The following is a 20,613-nucleotide window of genomic DNA, read 5'->3' on the forward strand; positions in this document are numbered from 1 at the left end:
TAATTTAAAATATATTTTCAAAAGAATCTTCCTCTACTAATTTGTAATGGTTAGAATCATTAAGGTTAAATGCAATATTGACCATCGTACCTTCAAAACAGTAATCCAATTCCTTAGTAATAACATTTCCATTAGCAAACTCATAAAATCCATCAGAGGATATAACTTGTATTTTCCCTCTATTTTTTTTAATAAATTCGAAAATAACAGCTAATCCCAAACCTCCTGGATTGCTTCCTGTTTTAGTTGTGTTTCCCATCTGCATTGCCCAGTAAATTGCATATTTTGCTTTAATATCTCTATTAAAAAAAATCGAAACATTTTCTTTAATATTTATACCTTTGTCTACAATTGTAAAATGTAAAGGTTTATTAGTTTTATTAGGAAAAAACTGGCCGCATATATGTATATATTCACATTGGCCATGTGTTCTAGCATTTTCATACAATTCAAATATATTTTCTGTAATCTTTTTTCCTAACATTTTACTATGCGAAGGAAAGTCAACTTTATTTAATAATTGTTCTTGAATATATTTATTAAATTCTTTGTCAGAATATGGGCTAAACTTTTTATAAACCAATGTTGTATCATAACTATCATAAGCCTTTGTATATCCATATGGAAGCAGAAATTCATTCTTTCTTAAAATATTTAATATTCTACTATCAATATTAGATAGGGTTATCGTATTGTTATTATTTTCTAAATACTCAAATACTGCACCAAAAATAGCACATAAATTAGCTTCAAAAAATCTAACATTTTTAAAATCAAATATTATAATAGTATTACTACAGTCTTTTAAATTTTGCATTAAGGATGCAAGATAGTTGTATCCATAAAATTCACTTTTAATATTATTAGGTAATAAAATATTCATTATTTATTTTATTATCAAAACTAATAAATTATTTAATATTACCCTTCCCAATTCAACTATAGCAAAGATAAAAGTGTAAAGCGTCAAAACTTGACGTAAAATATTTTTTTATTTAAAAGAGTTGATTTTTTATTAAAACAAAAAAATCTCCCTTAAAAAAGAGAGATTTCTGTGGGTCCTGAGGGATTCGAACCCCCGACCCTCTGGGTGTAAACCAGATGCTCTGAACCAACTGAGCTAAGAACCCGAATTTTTTTGAAAGGTTTCGTTTCCTTTTCTGTGGGTCCTGAGGGATTCGAACCCCCGACCCTCTGGGTGTAAACCAGATGCTCTGAACCAACTGAGCTAAGAACCCTCTTTATCGTTGTTTCCTCGATTAGAGTGGTGCAAATATACGACTTATTTAGAAATCTCCAAATTTTTTTCTAAAAATTCTCCTACAACAAAGTTGCTTCCGCCGATAAAAATCATTTCTTCATTTCTACATTCCTCTTTTGCAGAAAGATACGCTTCCTGCACCGAATCGAAAATTTTATAAGAAATTTTTGCCTGTACCAGTAAATCTTCGTACTCCTGAGGCGGTCTTCCCCTATGGATAGCCGGTTTTGCAAAATAAAATGTGGCATTGTGAGGTAAGATCTTCATCACATCATCGATCTTCTTGTCATTCACAAAACCTAAAATAATGTGTTTGTACTTATCGATAGAATTTAACTGTGAAAAAACATATTCCAATCCGGCCTGGTTGTGCCCTGTATCGCAGATGGTAAGCGGATCTCTGGAAAATTCAAACCAACGGCCGATAAAACCGGTATTTTGATGGACATGTAAGAGTCCTTCTTTAATATTATCATCCGAAACAGGATAATGTAAGTTTTTTAACTCTTCAATTAAAGCCAGCACCACCTTGATGTTTTTCTGCTGATAGTTTCCCTTCAGATCAGATTTTAATGAGGTCTCCAATAAAGAAGCATCAATAAAAGGCGCGTGCTCATTCTCTGCTTTATCTTTAATGATTTTTTTCACCGTTTCGTTTTCATCTCCTGAAATAATGGGAGTATGAGGCTTTACAATTCCTGCTTTTTCAGCCGCAATTTCTTCAATGGTATCGCCTAAAATATTCTGATGATCCAACTGAACGTTGGTAATCGCCGAAACCAGCGGTCTGATAATATTGGTTGAATCCAGTCTCCCGCCTAAACCCACTTCAATGATGGCAAAATCAACCTGCTGCTGATAAAAATATTCGAAAGCCATAATCGTGGTAAACTCAAAAAAAGAAGGGCGGATGTCATCCGGCAGGCTTTTTAGCTTTTGAATAAAATTAAAAACAAATTCCTTATCGCAATTGTTGCCGTTTACCTTAATGCGTTCTGTAAAATCAATAAGGTGGGGAGAATTATAAAGGCCTACTTTATATCCCGCTTCCTGCAGGACAGAAGCCAGCATGTTGCTGGAAGAACCTTTGCCGTTCGTACCTCCGATGTGGATGCATTTTATTTTTTCCTGCGGGTTTCTAAAAAAACCGCAAAGTCTTTCAATATTATCCAGCCCGGGCTTATAGGCTTTCTGCCCGTCGGTCTGGTAATTGGGAGCCTGTACAAAAAGCCAGTCAACAGCTTCCCGGTATTGTTCCTGAGTCATGATACAAAATTCTCAAAAGTTTTTTAAAAAGAAATACTAAAGTGTAACTTTTTTATATTTACTTCGTCTAATAGGGAAAAATATTTCTATGAAAAGAGTTTTGACTATTGTTTTGGGATTAACGTGCCTGGCTGTCAATGCCCAGAAAAAATGGTCTTTGAGAGAGTGCATGGATTATGCGACCGAGCATAATCTTCAGGTGATCCAAAATGAATATTCAAAACAGGTGCAGGATCTCAACCTTAAAATTGCGAAAAAGAATTACCTTCCGTCCGTTTCGGCAAATGTCGGAAATACGGTGAGCTTTGGGCAAACCTCTTTCGGTACAGGAAGTTTAAGGAACGATCGTTTCAGCAACAGTGCCAATCTGGGTGCGGATATTTTGGTTTTTAATTACGGAAGATTAGAGAAAACGGTAAGAAAAACAGAATTTGATGTAGAAGCCAGCCAGTACGATATTGAAACGATTAAGAATGATATTTCACTCCAGATTGCCCAGCAATATTTAACAACATTACTCAATAAAGAAATTGTAAAAATTTCGCAGGCTGCCGTAGAAAATGCCCAGAAGCAGTATGACCGATCAAAAATCACGACAGAAGTTGGAACAACTGCCCAGACGGTACTGGCCGAGGCCGAAGCAGGGCTTGCACGAGAAAAACAAAACCTGAAAACGGCAGAAATTAATGTGGGAAGGAGCTTATTTGCATTGGCTCAGCTTTTACAGCTTCAGGAATATAAAGATTTTGATGTGGAAAATGTCGATATTCCGGATCAGCTTGCTCCTCAACTGAAAGGAGTAGATGAAGTGCTGGCGACCGCTTATGAAAATCAGCCTCAGATCAAAGCAGCAGAAAGCCGGATCAAATCGGCGGTTGTCCAAACCGAAATTAATAAGACCGCTTTTTGGCCTACTTTGACGGCAAGTGTAGGAATTGGATCTTTCTATAACAATCTGTTGAATACCAATAATACCGGATCATCACTTTTCTACGTACAAGAGCAGGGATTCTTTTCCCAATATAAAGACAATTTTGGCCAGCAGGCGGCTGTATCTTTAAATATCCCGATTTTTAATAAAGGAATCACAAAACTTCAGGTAGAGCAATCAAAAGTAAATGAGAATATCGCAAAAGTTACGCTGCAGCAACAGAGGCAGGTGATCCGCGAAAATGTTCAGAAGGCACAGTTTGATGTAGATGCCAATTATGAAATTTACTTGTCTGCCGTTCAGGCCGAAAAAAGTACCAAGCTGGCACTGGACTTTGCAGATAAAAGCTATGCCGCAGGAAGATCAACGATCTATGATGTGAACATTGCAAGAAACAACTACGCCAATGCCCAGGGATCTGTGGCACAGGCCAAATATAATTATGTTTTCAGTCTTAAATTGCTGAATTTCTACGCAGGAATTCCGTTGAGTTTATAAAAATGTCAATCCAAACCCTAGAAAAATACTTACCTCAAAATACCCTTCAATATTTAAAGATATGGTTTGCAGATTATTACATCCATATTAAAATAACGCGTAACCGGGATTCAAAACTGGGTGATTATCGGAAGCTTCCTGATAACTCGCATGAAATTACCCTCAATTCTACATTGGTTCCGCAGCTTTTTTTCTTTGTATTAACCCATGAGCTTGCGCATCTTATTGCATTCGAAAAGTACGGGCGGAGAATTTTGCCGCATGGCAACGAATGGAAAGACACCTTTAGGAAGATGCTGTTGCAGAGTCTTGAAGTATACGAAGAAGATTTAAGGCCAATTATCATAAAATTTTCAAAATCTCCGAAAGCCAATTTTATGGCCAGCCCCGAGCTGGTAAAATATTTTCATATTGAAAAGCAGGATGATAAACTCGTTTTTATCGAGACCTTACAGAAAGGGGATTTTTTTATTTACCGAAATGAAAAGTATGTTTTAGAGGGTCTGATTAAAAAAAACTATCTTTGTAAACACCTGGCTACGGGAAGAAAGTATTCTTTCAAACCATTGGCAAGGGTAGAAAAATATACTTAAGAATGTTACAATCAGATAGATATTGTGTAATTATGGCAGGAGGAATCGGCAGCAGATTCTGGCCTATGAGTACACAGAAATTTCCGAAGCAGTTTCAGGACATTTTAGGAGTCGGGCGTACCATGATTCAGCAGACCTATGACAGAATCAGTAAAATTATTCCCAACGAAAATATATTTGTCATTACCAATAAAGAGTATGTGGAGCTTTCGCATCAGCAGCTTCCAGAAATCCCACAGGATAATATCGTAGGAGAACCGTTGCTGAAGAATACTGCGCCCTGCAATCTTTATATGGCGAACAAAATTGCCGGAATTAATCCGAATGCAACAATGATCGTGTTACCGGCGGATCATTTGATTTTAAAAGAAGAAACCTTTCTTGAAAAAGTAAAGCTGGCTTTTGATATTGCCTCTGACAACGAATACCTTATTACATTGGGAATTACTCCGACAAGGCCGGATACAGGCTACGGATACATTCAGTTTGTCGATAAGCATGATTCTGAATATTATAAAGTAAAAACGTTTACGGAAAAGCCCATTCTTGAAATTGCAAAAAGTTTTCTTGAAAGCGGTGATTTTCTTTGGAATGCCGGAATTTTTATCTGGAATGTTAAAAGCATCCATCACGCTTTTGAAACCTATCTTCCTGAAATGACCCAGCATTTTATGGCTTGTGAGTATAATGCAGGCAGTGAAAAAGACTGTATCGAACTCATTTATCCGAAAGTTCAGAAAATTTCTATCGACAACGGAATTCTGGAAAAAGCGACGAATGTCTATGTCATTCCAGCCGATCTGGGATGGAGCGATCTCGGAACCTGGACTTCCGTATACGAGAATGCAGACAAAGATGAAAATTTTAATGCTTTAAAAGCCAAGCAGCCTATTCTCACCTATAATGCAAAAGGAAATGTTATACGGATGAAAAGCAATAATAAAGCAGTGATTATCGATGGATTGGAAAATTACATTATCGTAGATACGGATAAAGCCTTGCTGATCTGCCCCAGAGATCATGATCAACTGATAAAAGATTATGTGCTCGATCTGAAAAACCTTAAGAAAGGAGATCGGTTCATATAAAATAATCCGCGGGTTTTCTGCGTTCTTTTACTATGTTTAAACTTACCACCAAATTTCATATTGTTATTTTTCTGTTTTTGGGATTTCTTGTATTTTCTCAGGAAAAAAAGCAGTTTTCCAGTGTTTCGGGCCTCTTACAGAGAATTGTTCCGAATATGAAGATCGATTCCTGGCTATTGGTTCATAAAAGCTATGGCAAGGATAATGTTTTAAAGCAGGTAGGCACAGTAAAAGATTATAGCTCTCCATCTTCAGGATTTAATATCGGAATTGCAGAAGAGGATGAGTTTTATTACATTGTATATTCGGCGGGAGGAAAGACTGAATACGTTACCGATCTTGACGGACTAAAAAGGTTTATCGGTAAGGCGGATGATGTTCAGGAAGCGGCAGTTCTTGCCGCGACAGACGGATATATTATCGATGAAGAATTCAAAGATATGGCCGGCAATTATTACGAAGATAAGTCAAACTATTATCTGGATCTGGGAAAGCTAACCTCAACGGAATGCCCTTATCAGAAAAAACATTACACTTTAACGGTCGGTAAATCTTCAGGAACCATTACCGATGTAAAAGACAACGGTGCTTATATAGAGCTCTATAATAAGAAATGCACCAACAACCCGAGGCTTTTAAAAATCGAGAAAAAAGAAGAACCAAAAGATGAGCCCAAAAAGAAACCTTCAAGATCCGCAAAAAGGCGCTGATTTCTATGAAACAGAACGTCTGATTCTCCGCCCGATGTCTTTGGAAGATGCCGAATTTATCCTGGATCTATACAGCAGGCCGAAATTTATTCAATTTATTGGAAACCGCAATCTGAAGACGGTTGCCGATGCGGAAGACTATATCAGAAACAGATTTCTTTCTCAATTTAAGAAATTGGGCTACGGAAATTATGTGATGATTACAAAAGAAGGAAACCATAAGATCGGCGGAGTGGGAATTTTCGAAAGAGAAGGGTTGGATGTCGTCGATATCGGGTTTTCTTTACTGGACGAATTTGAAGGAAAAGGGTATGCCTATGAAGCAGCTTCAAAGATAAAATCGGTCGGAATGGATGAATTCGGCTTAACCAAAATTTCCGCGATCACCACACAAGATAACTTCTCTTCTCAAAAATTAATTGAAAAGCTAGGTTTACAATTCCGAAAACTGATTACCATTCCAAACGATACGGAGGAATTAAGGTATTATGAAACGGAATAATTTTATTTACTGCCTGAAAATAATCTTTTAATTTTGTTTTCCGGCTTTGTATAGTAAACCGGAATCAGATTATGCTTCCAGGATCTGGGCCGCATGATCTTTCGTCTTCACTTTATCAATCACCTGGGTACAGATTCCGTTTTCATCAAAAACAAAAGTCGTTCTAACGATTCCCATAAATTCCCTGCCCATAAATTTTTTCAGCTGCCATACCCCGAATTTTTCGATGATGTCGCGGTTTTCATCAGCGATAATATCAAATGGCAGTTCAAATTTGGTACTGAAACTTTTCTGGCTTTTCACAGGATCAGCGCTCACGCCCAACAGTTGGAATCCCTGGCTTTTCAGCTCCGAGTAATGATCCCGTAGATTACAGGCTTCCGCAGTACATCCGGGTGTATTGGCTTTAGGATAGAAAAAAACCACCAGCTTTTTGCCGATGAATGATTTTGAATCTATCGTAGCACCGTCCTGATTTGTTCCTTCAAATTGTGGCAATTTATCTCCGATTTTCAACATAATGATTTATTTTTGTTCAAATTTAATAGTTACATGACAAAAAAGCAAAGAGCCGAAACCGTTCTTACAGAATTGGAAAAATTATATCCGCAGGTGCCTGTACCACTCGACCATACCGATCCGTTTACGCTATTGGTTGCGGTCGCCCTTTCTGCGCAGACTACGGATAAAAAGGTGAATCAGGTAACGCCCGAGCTTTTCCGGGTCGCCGGAACACCCCAAAGGATGGCGCGTCTGGAAGTTTTTGAAATCAAAGAACTGATTAAAGAGATCGGGCTTTCCAACCAGAAGGCTAAAAATCTGAAAAGAATGGCCGAGCTGCTGCTGGAAAAACATGATGGAGTAGTGCCTCAAACTTATGAAGAACTGGAAGCATTACCGGGCGTGGGACATAAAACCGCCTCTGTAGTGATGAGCCAGGCTTTCGGATTTCCTGCTTTTCCGGTAGATACGCATATTCATCGCTTGATGACAAAGTGGAAGCTGACTTCGGGTAAAAATGTGGTGGAAACAGAAAAAGATGCAAAATCCCTCTGGCCGGCTACTGCCTGGAATAAGCTGCACCTTCAGATCATTTACTACGGCAGGGAATATTCTCCGGCCCGTGGAAGCGGAGAAAAGGATTTCATTACCAAAATGCTGTTCGAAAAATAGTTACTTTCTTCTGCAGCAATCTGAAACAATCTTAAAGGTTGCCTGAAGGGTATGGCTATTCAACATCCAGCAGCCTACGGTGATAATTGATCTGCCCCAGGTGATAGCCCAAATGCCCGAAAAGATGAATCAGGAAATATCCTGTCGTCATTTTGTATCCTAACGATTCCAGAGGAAATTCTTGTTCAAGATCTGCTGCGGACAATTTTTCCAGTGAGCGGTTTATGGTCTCAATGGTGCTGTCAATTTGCCCGATCAATTCCGTTCTGGGAATATCCTTCTGCGAAAATTCCAGCTCCCTGTTTCTTACATAGTCTGAATTTCCAAGAATTGCGCCGACAAAATGATTGAGGTTTCCGACAAGGTGAAGGCAAAGATTCCCTGCGGAATTTGAAATATTTTTGTCTATTTGCCAGATTACCTCTTCATTCCGGTACGCTTCTATTTCTGTTTTTAATTTTGTTAAATCCCTGACGAAAAGAGATTGCAGACTTTGTATCATATTGTATATTTATTGATTTTTTAAAGCTAAAATTGTGTCGTAAAGTTTGCGGAGTCCTCTGGTTCCCATTCCTCCGTAATCTCGTATGGTTTTCACTTTTAAATGATCATAAGTAACCTTCAGATGGGTAGTTCCTGCATCGGAATAAGATACATTGTACTCGTCATGAAGATTTTCAAAATCAATATAATTTAACAGGTCAATAATTTCTTTAAACTTCTCTTTTGAAAGCTTGGAAGAATAAACGTGGGAATGATCATCTTTAGTAACCGTCCAGGCGATATCCCGGTTTGAGACTATTTCTATTTTGGTATTGGAATTAATCCAGTGCGAGCCTCCCATTTCAAATTCTATTTCTAAAATATGATGTCTTTGGACATCAGGATTTTCTTCAATAAAACTCCCGTTCTTGTAAATCAACCCTTGTTTTATTAATTTACTCAGATTTCCATATCGATCAAGTATTTTTATGCTGTAATATGTTATCTTATTATTGTTTGGTATAGCAAAAGAGCACTGCTCGTAAAGATTACCCATGCTTAAATTTTTCAATTCAAAAGAATTACCGGTGTCTAGGATGTAAACCGTTTCAGGTCCATTATAAGTATTTCTTGTTATCAGCAGATCTGTTAATCCATTAAGATCAAAATCGGCTTTCCACCAGGCTTTTTGCGGTTTTAAACTGTCGTTGATCACATTACAGTACCAGTCGTACTTAAGTTTATCTTCCAGACTCAAACGATAATTAATTTTATTTTTTTCATTATTAACAAAATTTTCAACATCTTCTGCTGTTATCAATGAGTCAATGCGGTTAAATTTTTGAGATTTAACATTCGATAAAAGACACAAAAATAGAATGGCAAAAAACAGTCTGTTCATAATTAAGTGTAAAGCTAAACAAAAAGCCACGATTTACTTCGTGGCTTTCCTTTTTTAATGAGGAATTTCTTCCGTTAAAATTTCATTTCCGGCTTTGTCATAATACATGCAGGTATATGCATTAAGATCAACGATCCATTTTTCAACTCCAGTTGCGGCGCAGTCTTCACAAAACTTCATATAATCCGTTTCCCCTTTCTGGTGGCTTTTCAACTGCCGTATAAATGTATCTTGATCCGTTTCATCGGCGACGGTCAGCTCAGCATATCTGGGCTGTGATTTCGTCCTGAAACCGTTTTCTCCGAAATATTCGGTATGGCTGTCTTTCACCCAGGTTTCGAAAGACTGTACGCCGAGTTGTTTTATTTCTTCAATATAATCCGGAAAATCGGCTCCGGATTTTACTTTAGCATGTGCGGTTTCAATTTGTTCTACGGTAAACATCTGTTTATGAGTTATTAGTAATAAAATTACTTCTGTTTTTTCGCCCAGAGCTCCATTTTCCGGTTCAGGACATCGAGAGGAAGGCATCCCTGGCTCAGTACTTCATCATGGAATTTTGCCAGGCTGAACTTGCTGCCCAGTTCTTTCTGGTACTTTTCCCTCAATTCCCGGATTCTCAATGAACCGATTTTATAGCCCAAAGCCTGTCCGGGCATGGCCATGTATCTTTCCACTTCGGCCGTGGCTCCGGCTTCATCATAGGAAATATTGCTGAGGAAATATTGGATAGCCTGTTCCCTGGTCATTCTTCCGGTATGAATGCCGGTGTCCACGACTAATCGTACGGCTCTCAGCATTTGGTCGCTCAGGTAGCCCATTTTCTGGTAAGGATCGGTATAAAGACCAAATTCAGGACCGAGGGTCTCACAGTAATGTGCCCAGCCTTCACCGTAGGCTCCGAACCATCCGAATCTCATAAATTTAGGAAGCCTGGTATTCTCCTGTTGCAGGGAAACCTGGTAATGATGTCCGGGAATGGCTTCGTGCAAAAACAGCGATTCCATACCGGAGGTTACATTGAATTTGGCAGGATCGGGAAGGGGAACATAAAAAATTCCGGGTCTTTTCCCGTCCGGTGTTCCCTGGATGTATTCCGCACTCGCACTGGCCTCGCGGAACTTTTCCGTCTGCCTGATCTCAAAACCGGTTTTGGGAGTCACCGAGAACATGGTTTTCAGTTTCGGGGTGATTTTCGTTAAAATCCCATTGAAAGCATCCAATACTTCTTTTGAAGTTTTGTAAGGCATGGCTTTGGGATCTGTTTTTACATAATTGATGAATTCTTCCAGCGTTCCGGTAAAGCCCACCTGCTGTTTTACCTTTTCCATTTCAGCACGGAGCATGGCTACCTGCTGAAGCCCGATTTTATTGATTTCCTCAGGCGTTTTATTGGTTGTTGTCCAGCTTTTTGCATAATACCGGTAAATTTCTTTTCCGTTCGGCAGGCTGTTATAGCCATCTGTATCCCTTGCTTTAGGCAGGTATTCGTTTTCCAGGAAATCACCCATTTTGGTATAAGCAGGAATGATTTTCTGGGTAACAGCATCTTTGTATAGCTCTGTAAATCTGTCTTTTTGCTCTTTGGTAAAATCTTTCGGGAATTTCCTGATCGGGCCGAAGAAAATATTTTTATCCGGATCTGTTGTGGTGATCTCTTCCGCTCTCATTTGCGGAATCATTTTTACCACCAGCTTTTTCGGCAGAACCATCTTATTATTAATGCCCTCCCTGAAATTTTCTGTAGCGGCTTCCATCAATTCCGGGAATTTCTCCATTCTTTTCAGCCAGTCGTAATAATCTTTTTCGGTTTTAAAGGGCTGGCTCCCTTCTCCGCTTCCGTACAGCGGAAAATTCAGCGGAAGCCCGCCAAACTGGGTAAAAGGGATATATTCCGGATGATAATAAGAAGCCTGGATTTTATCTTCCAGGGTAAAATTCAGCACATCATAAACCACTTTATTTTCGTCGGAAAGATTTTTATAGTCTACATTTTCGAGCTGCTTCTGCACCGAAGTGTAAAAAGCCACTTCTCCGGAGATGAAATCTTTGTCGATATTAATAGGCAGCTGGTCATTATACCTCAGGTCTCCCTGGGAAGTTGCTTCCAGCGGATATAATTTCAGATACTGTTCGTAGTAATTGGAGGCAATGGAATCTAAATTAGACGGCGTTACTTTCGTCAAAGGCGAATCCGACTTCTTGCAGGAAGCAAGTCCGGCAATCAGGCTGAATCCTATAATTCCTTTTGCTAAAATATTTTTCATTTTTCAGAATTCTTTATCAAACAAATGTAATATTTAAAACAGAAAGTCGGAAAGATTATTTGCAATCATCCGGGTGTTTTATATTTAGGCGTCAGGTCTTGGATTTATCTTTTATATTCAGTGCTTTCCCGGATTTTATCAGGAAAATATACAGCCGTAATGAATTATCAATGATTTTCCTAAAAATAGTTTCAAAAAATTTTTCACATTCAATCTATTTTTTATCTTTGTTGAAAACGTTTAACAATCATAGTATTACAGCTCTTTTTTTTAAGAAATAATGAAAGGGATTTTAAAAATTTACCATCCGGAGGAAACGCTAAAGTACAATATCAGAAACACTTATTGTAAAGCGGTTTACAGCAACCAGCAACATTTACTAGAGGTTGAGATTATCACGGATGACGGGTTGGATCATGTAGAAGATGATTCTTTGCAGTATAACTTTCCACAGCTTTCTCTTGAGGTTTTCGATTTTCCTATCGATTCTGCGGAGATTGAGGGAAAAACCATTACCATTAATGATTCAGATGAGGATACCTACACGGAGGTAGACCTATTTGATGATGAAGATGCCTTTATTTACGACAATGAGCTTCAGTTCGAAAAAAATGAGGAAGGTGAGCTTCAGGTGATCTGGAAAGGGACAATCGACGACTTCTACACAGGTTCGGAAACACCGATTCCTTTCAGGCTGAAATGCGAGTTTAAGCAGGAGGAAATTGAGATCGACGAGGATTAATTAATCTTCTGCCATATCCATCATATTCAGATTTCTTTTCAAATGTATTTTTGGAAAGAAATCTGCTGTTTTATGGAAGAACAAAAATTAAGTTGTTTTTAAGTAATTTTTAAGGCTTCAATTCATAATATTCCATTATTTTTGTCGTTACAACTTTTATAAAAATACACATTAATGCTGTTAACGGAACTTACTCAGATTTTATTTGCCCAGGCCGCGGTGCCATCGGTGGCGGCAGAAGATTTAGAATTCTCATTTTGGAAAATCATGTTCCACGGAGGCGCTTTCGCTAAGATAGTGATGGTAACCGTGTTACTGCTTGGTGTATTTTCCGTGTACCTTTTCTTTGAGCGCTTTTTCTTTATTAAAAGGATAACGTCAAAAACGGATTCCAATTTCATGGATAATATCGAAGACTTTATCCGGGAAGGAAAGATGGAAGCTGCCCTGGATTACTGCAAAAGGCAGAATTCTCCGGAAGGAAGGATCCTGGAAAAGGGAATTTCAAGACTGGGGCGTCCGGTTTCCGATATTGTAAGCGCGATGGAATCCCAGGCACAGGTGGAGGTAGCCAATATGGAGAAAAACCTAAACCTATTAGCCGTAGTTCCGAGTATTGCGCCGATGTTAGGGCTTTTGGGAACGGTAATCGGGATGATTATTGCATTCTTCAACCTGTCGCATGCCAGCGGATCTTTCTCTCCGAAAACATTGTCTGAAGGGATCTATACGGCATTAGGACAAACGGCAGTAGGACTTGCTGTAGCAATCCCGGCCAACTTCTTCTACAATTTATTATTAACGAGAATTGATAAATTTGTATTGAAAGCCCAGAATATGTCGGGAGAATTTTTAGACCTTATCAATAAACCTTTATAGTTTTAAAGGTATCAGACTAAAAAATTAAAGATGAAAATTCAGAGAAGAAATAAAGCAAATCCGGAATTCAGTCTGGCAGCGATGACGGACGTTATCCTGCTGATGCTGATCTTCTTTATGGTAACTTCTTCGGCTGCCAACCAAAGCGCGATCGATGTGAAATTACCAAAAGCAGATACTGCAGCCGATAATATTCCGAATCCTTTGGTCGTAAGTGTAAAGCCTGACGGATCATATTACGTGGACGATGTTCCTGTGAAGAATGGCGAGCTGGAACAAACGGTTGTGAATAAATTAACCAACCAGACCAATAAATCCTTCACCATCCGGGCAGACGAAAATACCCTGCATAAAGATGTGGTTTTTGTGATGGAAATCGCCGAAAAGCATAAATTCAACATTGCGATTGCAACCGTTAAAGATAAATAACACTTCCGTAAGATCGGGAAATATCATTTTAAAATGAGAAGCCATATTATAAGCAAAGACGAGCAAAACAGAGACCGGGTAAAAAGCGCACTGCTTTCTGTCCTTATCTGGTCTGCCATTCTTCTGTTTGTATTTTTATATAAATTAAAGCCTGAACTGGATCAGCAGCCGGAAGTCGTGACGACCATGCTCGTGAATTTTGGGGACAACAGAAACGGAAACGGGGTGGAAGAACCTGCCGATCAGCCGGGAAGTCTTGCTGCTGCCACGGAAGAAGTAAGTACCGAGCCCACCGAAACAGCCGTTCCCGAAACAAAAACGGTCATTCAGCCCGAACCGCAGCCTGAAACCAGGAAATCAGACGCGAAAGATAAAATCATCACCGGAAACAATGCTAAAGTTTCCGTTCCTAAAAAAGAAGAGTCCAAGGCAGATAACAAAAAAACATCTACCAGCACGTCCGCCACTAAAAATACCAAGAAATCCGGGGCAACAACTGCCAATTCCAAAACAGGAAATGGTGACGGAAAAGGAAATGCTGCTATCGGAAACCTCATCAGAGGGCGCGGTACGAAAGCAGGAAGCCAGGGTGACGGTACCGGAATAGGAAATGCGGGAGATCCTTTGGGCGGCGACGGAAACGGGGACAGCAAAGTAGGAATCGACAGAAGGCTGGTGGGATTCATCCCGGGAACGATGGGAAGAGGAGGTGCACAACCGGCCAACAACTGTACTGCCAGCGGAACCATTACCATTGCTTATACAGTAGATAAAGCAGGAAATGTAGTTTCAGCAAGAAGATCGGGAGGAACGTCTGATCCCTGCATTACTTCCAATGCCGTATCGTGGGTAAAGAAATACGTAAAGGCCGAGAAAGCCAGTGTATCCTCTACCGGAACCTATAAAATTACATTTTAAGCCTAATAAAGGGCTGGATGATGGAAGCAGGAGGCTGGATGTTTTTATGATCAAAGGTCTTAGACAACAGTATTGTTGAAATCCTGATTCAATGGTTGGGTTCTTTGTTCTTTATTAAATGACTGAAATTAATTGAAAATTATTCATACAAAATACAAAAGCACTTTATTCAAGTGTTTTTTTTATTTCTGATATTCTGTTGATGACCGGAAGCGCAAAAATTCCGCTGGTCTGAAGATAAAGTTCATAAAAGGTTTTTGCTTTGTCCAGAAAGCCTGTGTTGGCTTCTGTTTTTCCTTTAAAATAAAAAAGATTTCCCAGCATTTCGTAATAATCCTTGTGGTCCCTTTCCTGCCTTTCATTAACGATCTCAATAATTTCTTCCTTTGATTTTGATGAAAGCGTAATGGAATCAAACTTAAAAATATCCCGCATCAAAGAATCGAAATCCAGTTCTTTCTGCATTAAGCTTTCTTCGGGTTTGTCTAAAATTAGTTTTTCCAATGCCTGGCTCAACTGGCGGATTAGTCTTAATGTAAATTCTTTATCTGTGATCATAATGGTTTAAAATTTAAAGTTTATTATTTTACGGTTAATTGATTTATAGGTTCAGACTTTAAACATTGAATCTTGAACCTTGAATTTCTATGCAAAAAACAAATAAGCCAATGCAATAGATGTAATGATTCCCACCAGATCGGCCAGAAGCATGGCAATTACGGTGTATCTCGTATTCTTTACGGCTACGGCCCCGAAATAAACGGCAATCACATAAAAGGTCGTATCTGAGCTTCCCTGAAGAACGGCTGCCAGTTTTCCCTGAAAACTATCTGCTCCGAAAGTGGTCATCGTGTCAACCATCATTCCACGCGCTCCTGAACCGGATAATGGTTTGATCAGGGCTGTTGGAAGTCCATCTACAAACCTTGGATCAAAATGAGCCACATTGGCAACCCACTTCATTCCGTCGATAATGACATCAAAAACACCTGATGTTCTCAGCAGGGAAATAGCGATCAGCATTCCGACCAGATAAGGGATAATCTTCACGCAGGTCGTAAAACCTTCTTTTGCCCCTTCGATGAAGGCATCAAAAACATTGATTTTCTTATAGACCGCGCCAATAACGATCGCCAGAAAAATAAAGAGAATCAATCCGTTGCTCAGCACTTTACTAAAATCATCCAGCTCGTCTTTGCTTAATTGAGTCAAGTATAAAACCAATAACGCAATAACGGCTGAGATTCCGCCGACATAGGCAATAACAACCGGCCTTAATAAATTGATCCTCTGATACAACGAAACAATAATCATCGCCGCCAAAGTGGCTGCAAAAGTTGCAATCATACAGGGAAGAAAAATATCAGTCGGTGTTTTTGAACCCATCGAAGCACGGATGGCAATAATAGAAACCGGGATCAGCGTCATTCCCCCTGCATGAAGGCAGAGGAACATGATCTGAGAATTGCTTGCCGTATCTTTATTCGGATTTAAGGTTTGAAGGCTTTCCATGGCTTTTAAACCAAATGGGGTAGCTGCATTATCCAGACCGAGCAGATTCGCACTGAAATTCATCAGCATATGCCCGAAGGCGGGATGGTTCTTGGGAATATCCGGAAACAATTTAGAGAAAAAAGGCTGAATTAAGCGGCTCAGCAAATTGATTCCTCCCGCTTTTTCCGCAATGCTCATGAATCCCATGAAGAGCGTCATAATTCCAATTAAGCCCAGGCAGATCTTTACTGCCGTTTCCGAAGTCCCGATCACACCGTCTGCTTCCTGAACCCTGTAAACCCGCACGTCCTGCTTTAAAGAATCGGTTTTATAATGAATTCTGCTGTCTGCAAAATCAGGTTTTTTCATTAAACTGTCGCGTACAACCGGAGCAAGCGAAGTCATTTTTTGTGTAGCGATCTGCACCGTATCACCGCCTTTTCCTACGACCATATCGTTGAAAATGGTTTTGTAGTGGCTTGACGAAATATACTTTATACTGGCAATGGCAATGGCAACGATAATAAATGCCGACCAAATTCTGCTGAGAACCATCTGATAGAATTAATATGGGTTAAACTTATCAAAAAAACTTCAGATTACAAAAATTGTCAATGGTCAATTCCTAATGGTCAATAGTGAATTTTCGGCTGGTTTGAAATTCACTTGCGCAGCAAGATTCACCATTCACTTTGTCAATGGTCAATTTCCTTCGGAGTCAATGGTCAATTTTACCGTAGTTTAACATTGACTTGCGCAGCAAAATTGACTGGCAGGACGAAATTTCACCATTCGCTTTGTCAATAATCAATTTCCTTCGGAGTCAATGGTCAATCTTAACGCGGTTCAAAATTCACTTGCACAGCAAAATTGACTAGCGGAGCGAAATTCACTATTCACTTTTTCAATGGAGTTCAAATTCACCTGCGCAGCAAAATTGACTTGCACAGCAAAATTCACCGTTCACTTTTCACTTCTCGTCAAGATAGACCAGGAATCCCTTAAAATCATCATCCGTATTTTTAAGCACTTTGGCATCCTGCATTTTCTTTTCCAGGCCATCGATGAAAAAGCTCTTTTCAAAAAACTGACGGTGGACGCCTTTCAGCATTTCCATAAAGTAATCCATTCCGATCTTATTGTTGTGGAGATCCATCTTGGTTTCCAGCGGTTTGTTTGGGAATAGTTCTTCGTGGAGGTCGGTAATTCTTTTACAGAATTCCAGCGCTTTTTTCGGCGATGAGACCTTGCAGCAGTACATCATAATAAAGCAGCACCAGAGCGCATGCCTGAAAGCGTTTCCGATGCCATTGGTAGAAGCGGTTTCAGGGAATTTTTTCTGTGCAATAGTATATGCCTTCAGAGTTGCATAAAAGCTTAATAAGGAAAAAACGGGATGGGGAAGGACAAGCCTTAAAAGACGCAGAATCTTTTTAAAGCTCATGCTCCGGATCGTACTAAAGAATATTTTAAAAGTCCTCATTAATAAAAATCTCTCCCGGATAGAGAGAGATTAATGTATTTTGTTAGATATTGTTAGGCTTTGGAGGTCAACAAATTTATTGTTTTGGAAACGGTGTTTCTGATGTCCGTTCTTTTTACAATAAAATCTACGAAACCTTTTTCCTGAAGGAACTCCGAAGTCTGGAACCCTTCCGGTAAATCTCTACCGATGGTTTCACGGATAACCCTTGGCCCTGCAAAACCGATCAGTGCTCCCGGTTCTGCCATGATGATGTCGGCAGTCATTGCAAATGAAGCGGTAATTCCTCCGAAAGTAGGATCACAAAGATAAGCGATGTACAAAAGTCCGGCTTCGGAAAGCTGGGCCAGTTTCGCCTGAACTTTTGCCAGCTGCATCAGCGAGTAAGTCGCTTCCTGCATTCTCGCACCTCCCGACTGGCAGATGATCATGTAAGGAAGTTTCTTTTCCATACAGTAATCGATTGCTCTTCTGATCTTTTCGCCCATTACGGAACCTAAAGAACCTCCGATAAAAGCAAAATCCATACAGGAAACCACCATTTCGGTTCCTTTTACGGTTCCTACTGCATTTCTGATGGAATCGGTAAGCTTGGTTTTGGCTTTTACTTCTTTCAGACGGTCGGTATACGACTTCGTGTCTTTAAAGTTCAGCATATCAATACTTTCAACATTGGCATCCAGCTCGGTGAATTTGCCTTCATCGAAAAGGATATCAAAAAACTCTGCACTTCCTATTCTTACATGGAAACCGTCTTCCGGAGAAACATAGCTGTTTCTCTTCAGTTCGTCATGCTCAACAATTTTTCCCGAAGGAGTCTGATGCCAAAGACCTTTTGGTACGTCTTTCTTCTCATCAGTAGAGGTCGTAATATTTTGTGCTTTTCTCTTAAACCACTCGAATGCCATACTGTATATAATTGATGTTTAATAAATGGCAGAAGATTATAGCGGTTTACCACCTGCCTTATCTTCTGCCATTCATAATTTATTTAAGCGTATTTACGTTATTTAAATCTTCAAATGCCTTAACCAATCGCTTCGCGAAAGTTTCTTCTCCTTTTCTTACCCATACTCTAGGGTCGTAGAATTTCTTGTTCGGCTTCTCTTCTCCGTCCGGGTTTCCGATCTGAGATCTTAAATAATCGATGTTATCGACCATATAATCTCTGATTCCTTCGGTATAGGCAAACTGAAGGTCGGTATCGATATTCATTTTGATAACCCCGTAGTCGATCGCTTCTCTGATTTCTTCAATCGTAGAACCAGAACCTCCGTGGAATACGAAATTGATCGGCTTCTCTGCAGTTCCGAATTTCTCCTGAACATATTTCTGTGAATTGTCAAGGATTTTCGGTGTAAGAACCACATTTCCTGGCTTGTAAACGCCGTGTACGTTTCCGAAAGCGGCTGCAATGGTAAAGTTGTCGGAAATCGCCTTTAATTTTTCGTAAGTATAAGCGATGTCTTCCGGTTGGGTATACAATTTTGAGTTGTCAACATCTGAATTGTCAACACCATCCTCTTCACCTCCGGTTACTCCGATTTCCACTTCCAGGGTCATCTGAAGCTTAGCCATTCTTTCGAAATACTGCGCGGAAATTTCCAAGTTTTCTTCCAAAGATTCTTCAGAAAGATCCAGCATATGCGATGAATACAAGGATTTTCCGTTTTGCTTATAGAACTCTTCATTAGCATCCATCAACCCGTCGATCCAAGGCAATAATTTCTTTGCACAGTGGTCGGTGTGAAGAATTACCGTTGCTCCGTAAGCTTCCGCAAGGGTATGAATATGTTTTGCTCCGGCTACTGCTCCCAAAACCGCTGCCTGCTGTCCTTCATTGCTCAATCCTTTTCCTGCGTTATAGATCGCTCCTCCGTTGGAGAACTGGATAATAACCGGTGAATTTAGCTTGGCTGCCGTTTCCATAACCGCATTTACGTTGCTGGAACCAATTACGTTTACTGCAGGTAATGCATATTTATTTTCTTTAGCATGCTGAAAAATATCAGTAACTAACTGACCAGTGGCAACTCCTGCCGGAAAAATTCTGCTCATGTTTTACTTTTTAATATAATTATAGGGTGTCGTTAAATTCCTGTAAAGGTAATCATTTTTAAAAATATTCTTAATTTCTTTTGTCCCGTCCCCAAAGCAGCTTCTGGCGGATGGTTTCATAGAAACTCAAATTATTCGGCTGTACCAGCAGGATCTGGAAATCTGCTTTTTTGATCACGATTTCCTGATCTGTTTCGATATGGATCAGCCGTGAGTCCAGAGAAAGGGAATATTGGGGAACCCTGCTTTCCACTTTAAATTTTATTTCAACGCGGTCATTCACTACCAAAGGCCTTACGTTAAGATTATGGGGTGCAATGGGCGTGATAACAAAATTCTCGTTATTCGGGGAAATGATGGGTCCGCCGGAACTTAGTGAATAAGCCGTAGAACCGGTAGGCGTGGAAACAATAACGCCGTCGCCCCAGAAAACATTCAGAAATTCGTCATTGATATAAGAATCTACGGTAATCATAGAGGTAGTCTCTTTCCTTGAAACCGTAACATCATTCAGGGCATACGGAAAAAAATCTTCAAAAACAGGGGAAACTACATGGATCACCGAACGCCGGCTGGTCTTCACATCGCCTTTCAGAATAGAATCCAAAGCATTGAAGGCTTCTTCTTTCGTAAAGCTGGCCAGAAATCCAAGTCGTCCGGTGTTTACCCCGACAATCGGGATCTCGAGATCCTCAATGAAGGTTAAGGAATTCACAATCGTTCCGTCCCCTCCAAATGTGAAGAACAGGTCTACTTCCTTGTCCAGAAGATCCTGCTTGCAATTGAACGTTTCGAAAATTTTTGAAAACTGAAGTGCTTCAGCCATTTCATCGTATAAAACAGATTTTACCCCTCTGTTTTCCAGCTCGGAAATAAATTTACTTAAATATAAAAAAGTATCAAGATCTTTTTTCTGAGAATAAATGGCTGCCTTCAT

23 protein-coding genes and 2 tRNA genes are annotated in these 20,613 nt (G+C 39.6%); 10 read left to right on the plus strand and 15 right to left on the minus strand.

Going from position 1 to position 20,613, the window contains the following annotated elements; translation table 11 throughout:
- Window positions 1-4: 4 nt before the first annotated feature.
- The 4 genes from QE422_RS02355 to QE422_RS02370 all read right to left on the minus strand — a co-directional run bounded on the left by QE422_RS02355 (window position 5) and on the right by QE422_RS02370 (window position 2,527).
- On the minus strand, window positions 5-883 hold the full coding sequence (locus tag QE422_RS02355) for an ATP-binding protein (RefSeq protein ID WP_307454844.1): 879 nt from the start codon (window positions 881-883) through the stop codon (window positions 5-7).
- 172 nt (window positions 884-1,055) lie between these two features.
- A tRNA-Val gene (locus tag QE422_RS02360) sits at window positions 1,056-1,130 on the minus strand.
- Window positions 1,131-1,163: 33 nt separating this feature from the next.
- A tRNA-Val gene (locus QE422_RS02365) sits at window positions 1,164-1,238 on the minus strand.
- 44 nt (window positions 1,239-1,282) lie between these two features.
- Entirely contained in the window at window positions 1,283-2,527 is a 1,245-nt protein-coding gene (locus QE422_RS02370) for a folylpolyglutamate synthase/dihydrofolate synthase family protein (protein ID WP_307454845.1), read from the minus strand.
- Between the two features lie 88 nt (window positions 2,528-2,615).
- On the opposite strand from QE422_RS02370, the gene QE422_RS02375 reads away from it, so the two are divergent.
- The 5 genes from QE422_RS02375 to QE422_RS02395 are packed head-to-tail and all read left to right on the plus strand — an operon-like array spanning window position 2,616 to window position 6,849.
- Window positions 2,616-3,956 (plus strand): TolC family protein, encoded by a 1,341-nt coding sequence (locus QE422_RS02375; protein ID WP_307454846.1) that lies wholly within the window; start codon window positions 2,616-2,618, stop codon window positions 3,954-3,956.
- Between the two features lie 2 nt (window positions 3,957-3,958).
- The gene (locus tag QE422_RS02380) at window positions 3,959-4,549 is read left to right on the plus strand and encodes a SprT-like domain-containing protein (protein ID WP_307454847.1); all 591 of its coding nucleotides are present in this window, start codon (window positions 3,959-3,961) and stop codon (window positions 4,547-4,549) included.
- 2 nt (window positions 4,550-4,551) lie between these two features.
- A complete protein-coding gene (locus tag QE422_RS02385; RefSeq protein WP_307454848.1) occupies window positions 4,552-5,637 on the plus strand; it encodes a mannose-1-phosphate guanylyltransferase in 1,086 nt (361 codons plus the stop codon).
- Window positions 5,638-5,669: 32 nt separating this feature from the next.
- Window positions 5,670-6,347, plus strand: coding sequence for a hypothetical protein (locus QE422_RS02390; protein ID WP_307454849.1), 678 nt, complete (start codon window positions 5,670-5,672; stop codon window positions 6,345-6,347).
- A complete protein-coding gene (locus QE422_RS02395) occupies window positions 6,304-6,849 on the plus strand; it encodes a GNAT family N-acetyltransferase (protein ID WP_307454850.1) in 546 nt (181 codons plus the stop codon). Before QE422_RS02390 ends, QE422_RS02395 begins: the two co-directional genes overlap by 44 nt.
- Window positions 6,850-6,918: 69 nt before the next feature.
- Here the strand turns inward: QE422_RS02395 and bcp are convergent, their stop codons facing one another.
- The gene (gene bcp / locus QE422_RS02400; protein ID WP_307454851.1) at window positions 6,919-7,368 is read right to left on the minus strand and encodes a thioredoxin-dependent thiol peroxidase; all 450 of its coding nucleotides are present in this window, start codon (window positions 7,366-7,368) and stop codon (window positions 6,919-6,921) included.
- Window positions 7,369-7,401: 33 nt separating this feature from the next.
- Here bcp and nth point away from each other — a divergent pair, with 33 nt between their 5' ends.
- Window positions 7,402-8,022 carry an endonuclease III gene (nth, locus tag QE422_RS02405; RefSeq protein WP_307454852.1) on the plus strand — a complete coding sequence of 207 codons (621 nt, stop codon included), beginning with the start codon at window positions 7,402-7,404 and terminating at the stop codon, window positions 8,020-8,022.
- 55 nt (window positions 8,023-8,077) lie between these two features.
- Here nth and QE422_RS02410 read toward each other — a convergent pair whose 3' ends face one another.
- The 4 genes from QE422_RS02410 to QE422_RS02425 all read right to left on the minus strand — a co-directional run bounded on the left by QE422_RS02410 (window position 8,078) and on the right by QE422_RS02425 (window position 11,673).
- Window positions 8,078-8,524 carry a DinB family protein gene (locus tag QE422_RS02410; RefSeq protein WP_307454853.1) on the minus strand — a complete coding sequence of 149 codons (447 nt, stop codon included), beginning with the start codon at window positions 8,522-8,524 and terminating at the stop codon, window positions 8,078-8,080.
- A gap of 9 nt (window positions 8,525-8,533) precedes the next feature.
- On the minus strand, window positions 8,534-9,262 hold the full coding sequence (locus QE422_RS02415; protein WP_307454854.1) for a DUF6438 domain-containing protein: 729 nt from the start codon (window positions 9,260-9,262) through the stop codon (window positions 8,534-8,536).
- Between the two features lie 198 nt (window positions 9,263-9,460).
- On the minus strand, window positions 9,461-9,850 hold the full coding sequence (locus QE422_RS02420) for a DUF1398 domain-containing protein (RefSeq protein ID WP_307454855.1): 390 nt from the start codon (window positions 9,848-9,850) through the stop codon (window positions 9,461-9,463).
- A 26-nt stretch (window positions 9,851-9,876) separates the two neighbouring features.
- Complete coding sequence (locus QE422_RS02425; RefSeq protein WP_307454856.1) at window positions 9,877-11,673, minus strand: DUF885 family protein; 1,797 nt, start codon at window positions 11,671-11,673, stop codon at window positions 9,877-9,879.
- Window positions 11,674-11,953: 280 nt separating this feature from the next.
- Here QE422_RS02425 and QE422_RS02430 point away from each other — a divergent pair, with 280 nt between their 5' ends.
- From QE422_RS02430 to QE422_RS02445, 4 genes are all read left to right on the plus strand, one after another.
- Window positions 11,954-12,415 carry a hypothetical protein gene (locus QE422_RS02430; protein ID WP_146940604.1) on the plus strand — a complete coding sequence of 154 codons (462 nt, stop codon included), beginning with the start codon at window positions 11,954-11,956 and terminating at the stop codon, window positions 12,413-12,415.
- A gap of 174 nt (window positions 12,416-12,589) precedes the next feature.
- A complete protein-coding gene (locus tag QE422_RS02435) occupies window positions 12,590-13,294 on the plus strand; it encodes a MotA/TolQ/ExbB proton channel family protein (protein ID WP_307454857.1) in 705 nt (234 codons plus the stop codon).
- A gap of 30 nt (window positions 13,295-13,324) precedes the next feature.
- A complete protein-coding gene (locus tag QE422_RS02440; RefSeq protein WP_307454858.1) occupies window positions 13,325-13,723 on the plus strand; it encodes a biopolymer transporter ExbD in 399 nt (132 codons plus the stop codon).
- A 33-nt stretch (window positions 13,724-13,756) separates the two neighbouring features.
- Complete coding sequence (locus tag QE422_RS02445; RefSeq protein ID WP_307454859.1) at window positions 13,757-14,641, plus strand: ferric siderophore ABC transporter substrate-binding protein; 885 nt, start codon at window positions 13,757-13,759, stop codon at window positions 14,639-14,641.
- Between the two features lie 165 nt (window positions 14,642-14,806).
- Here QE422_RS02445 and QE422_RS02450 read toward each other — a convergent pair whose 3' ends face one another.
- The 6 genes from QE422_RS02450 to QE422_RS02475 all read right to left on the minus strand — a co-directional run bounded on the left by QE422_RS02450 (window position 14,807) and on the right by QE422_RS02475 (window position 20,613).
- The gene (locus QE422_RS02450; RefSeq protein ID WP_307454860.1) at window positions 14,807-15,199 is read right to left on the minus strand and encodes a hypothetical protein; all 393 of its coding nucleotides are present in this window, start codon (window positions 15,197-15,199) and stop codon (window positions 14,807-14,809) included.
- A gap of 87 nt (window positions 15,200-15,286) precedes the next feature.
- The gene (locus QE422_RS02455; protein ID WP_307454861.1) at window positions 15,287-16,690 is read right to left on the minus strand and encodes a nucleoside recognition domain-containing protein; all 1,404 of its coding nucleotides are present in this window, start codon (window positions 16,688-16,690) and stop codon (window positions 15,287-15,289) included.
- A 415-nt stretch (window positions 16,691-17,105) separates the two neighbouring features.
- The gene (locus QE422_RS02460; protein WP_307454862.1) at window positions 17,106-17,618 is read right to left on the minus strand and encodes a hypothetical protein; all 513 of its coding nucleotides are present in this window, start codon (window positions 17,616-17,618) and stop codon (window positions 17,106-17,108) included.
- 53 nt (window positions 17,619-17,671) lie between these two features.
- Entirely contained in the window at window positions 17,672-18,526 is an 855-nt protein-coding gene (gene accD / locus QE422_RS02465) for an acetyl-CoA carboxylase, carboxyltransferase subunit beta (protein WP_307454863.1), read from the minus strand.
- Between the two features lie 79 nt (window positions 18,527-18,605).
- Window positions 18,606-19,676, minus strand: a complete 1,071-nt coding sequence (gene fbaA / locus QE422_RS02470; protein ID WP_307454864.1) for a class II fructose-bisphosphate aldolase — start codon at window positions 19,674-19,676, stop codon at window positions 18,606-18,608.
- Window positions 19,677-19,746: 70 nt separating this feature from the next.
- On the minus strand, window positions 19,747-20,613 hold the full coding sequence (locus tag QE422_RS02475) for an NAD kinase (protein WP_294286937.1): 867 nt from the start codon (window positions 20,611-20,613) through the stop codon (window positions 19,747-19,749).

It is taken from the genome of Chryseobacterium sp. SORGH_AS_0447 (genome assembly GCF_030818695.1).
Taxonomy (GTDB): domain Bacteria; phylum Bacteroidota; class Bacteroidia; order Flavobacteriales; family Weeksellaceae; genus Chryseobacterium.

Coding starts and splice junctions, on each gene's coding strand:
- QE422_RS02450 (WP_307454860.1), bottom strand. CDS start 15,199: ATGATCACAGATAAAGAATTTACATTAAGACTAATCCGCCAGTTGAGC.
- QE422_RS02385 (WP_307454848.1), top strand. CDS start 4,552: ATGTTACAATCAGATAGATATTGTGTAATTATGGCAGGAGGAATCGGC.
- nth (WP_307454852.1), top strand. CDS start 7,402: ATGACAAAAAAGCAAAGAGCCGAAACCGTTCTTACAGAATTGGAAAAA.
- QE422_RS02375 (WP_307454846.1), top strand. CDS start 2,616: ATGAAAAGAGTTTTGACTATTGTTTTGGGATTAACGTGCCTGGCTGTC.
- QE422_RS02370 (WP_307454845.1), bottom strand. CDS start 2,527: ATGACTCAGGAACAATACCGGGAAGCTGTTGACTGGCTTTTTGTACAG.
- QE422_RS02440 (WP_307454858.1), top strand. CDS start 13,325: ATGAAAATTCAGAGAAGAAATAAAGCAAATCCGGAATTCAGTCTGGCA.
- QE422_RS02445 (WP_307454859.1), top strand. CDS start 13,757: ATGAGAAGCCATATTATAAGCAAAGACGAGCAAAACAGAGACCGGGTA.
- QE422_RS02410 (WP_307454853.1), bottom strand. CDS start 8,524: ATGATACAAAGTCTGCAATCTCTTTTCGTCAGGGATTTAACAAAATTA.
- accD (WP_307454863.1), bottom strand. CDS start 18,526: ATGGCATTCGAGTGGTTTAAGAGAAAAGCACAAAATATTACGACCTCT.
- QE422_RS02460 (WP_307454862.1), bottom strand. CDS start 17,618: ATGAGGACTTTTAAAATATTCTTTAGTACGATCCGGAGCATGAGCTTT.
- QE422_RS02390 (WP_307454849.1), top strand. CDS start 5,670: ATGTTTAAACTTACCACCAAATTTCATATTGTTATTTTTCTGTTTTTG.
- QE422_RS02455 (WP_307454861.1), bottom strand. CDS start 16,690: ATGGTTCTCAGCAGAATTTGGTCGGCATTTATTATCGTTGCCATTGCC.
- bcp (WP_307454851.1), bottom strand. CDS start 7,368: ATGTTGAAAATCGGAGATAAATTGCCACAATTTGAAGGAACAAATCAG.
- QE422_RS02395 (WP_307454850.1), top strand. CDS start 6,304: ATGAGCCCAAAAAGAAACCTTCAAGATCCGCAAAAAGGCGCTGATTTC.
- QE422_RS02380 (WP_307454847.1), top strand. CDS start 3,959: ATGTCAATCCAAACCCTAGAAAAATACTTACCTCAAAATACCCTTCAA.
- QE422_RS02355 (WP_307454844.1), bottom strand. CDS start 883: ATGAATATTTTATTACCTAATAATATTAAAAGTGAATTTTATGGATAC.
- fbaA (WP_307454864.1), bottom strand. CDS start 19,676: ATGAGCAGAATTTTTCCGGCAGGAGTTGCCACTGGTCAGTTAGTTACT.
- QE422_RS02475 (WP_294286937.1), bottom strand. CDS start 20,613: ATGAAGGCAGCCATTTATTCTCAGAAAAAAGATCTTGATACTTTTTTA.
- QE422_RS02425 (WP_307454856.1), bottom strand. CDS start 11,673: ATGAAAAATATTTTAGCAAAAGGAATTATAGGATTCAGCCTGATTGCC.
- QE422_RS02420 (WP_307454855.1), bottom strand. CDS start 9,850: ATGTTTACCGTAGAACAAATTGAAACCGCACATGCTAAAGTAAAATCC.
- QE422_RS02430 (WP_146940604.1), top strand. CDS start 11,954: ATGAAAGGGATTTTAAAAATTTACCATCCGGAGGAAACGCTAAAGTAC.
- QE422_RS02435 (WP_307454857.1), top strand. CDS start 12,590: ATGCTGTTAACGGAACTTACTCAGATTTTATTTGCCCAGGCCGCGGTG.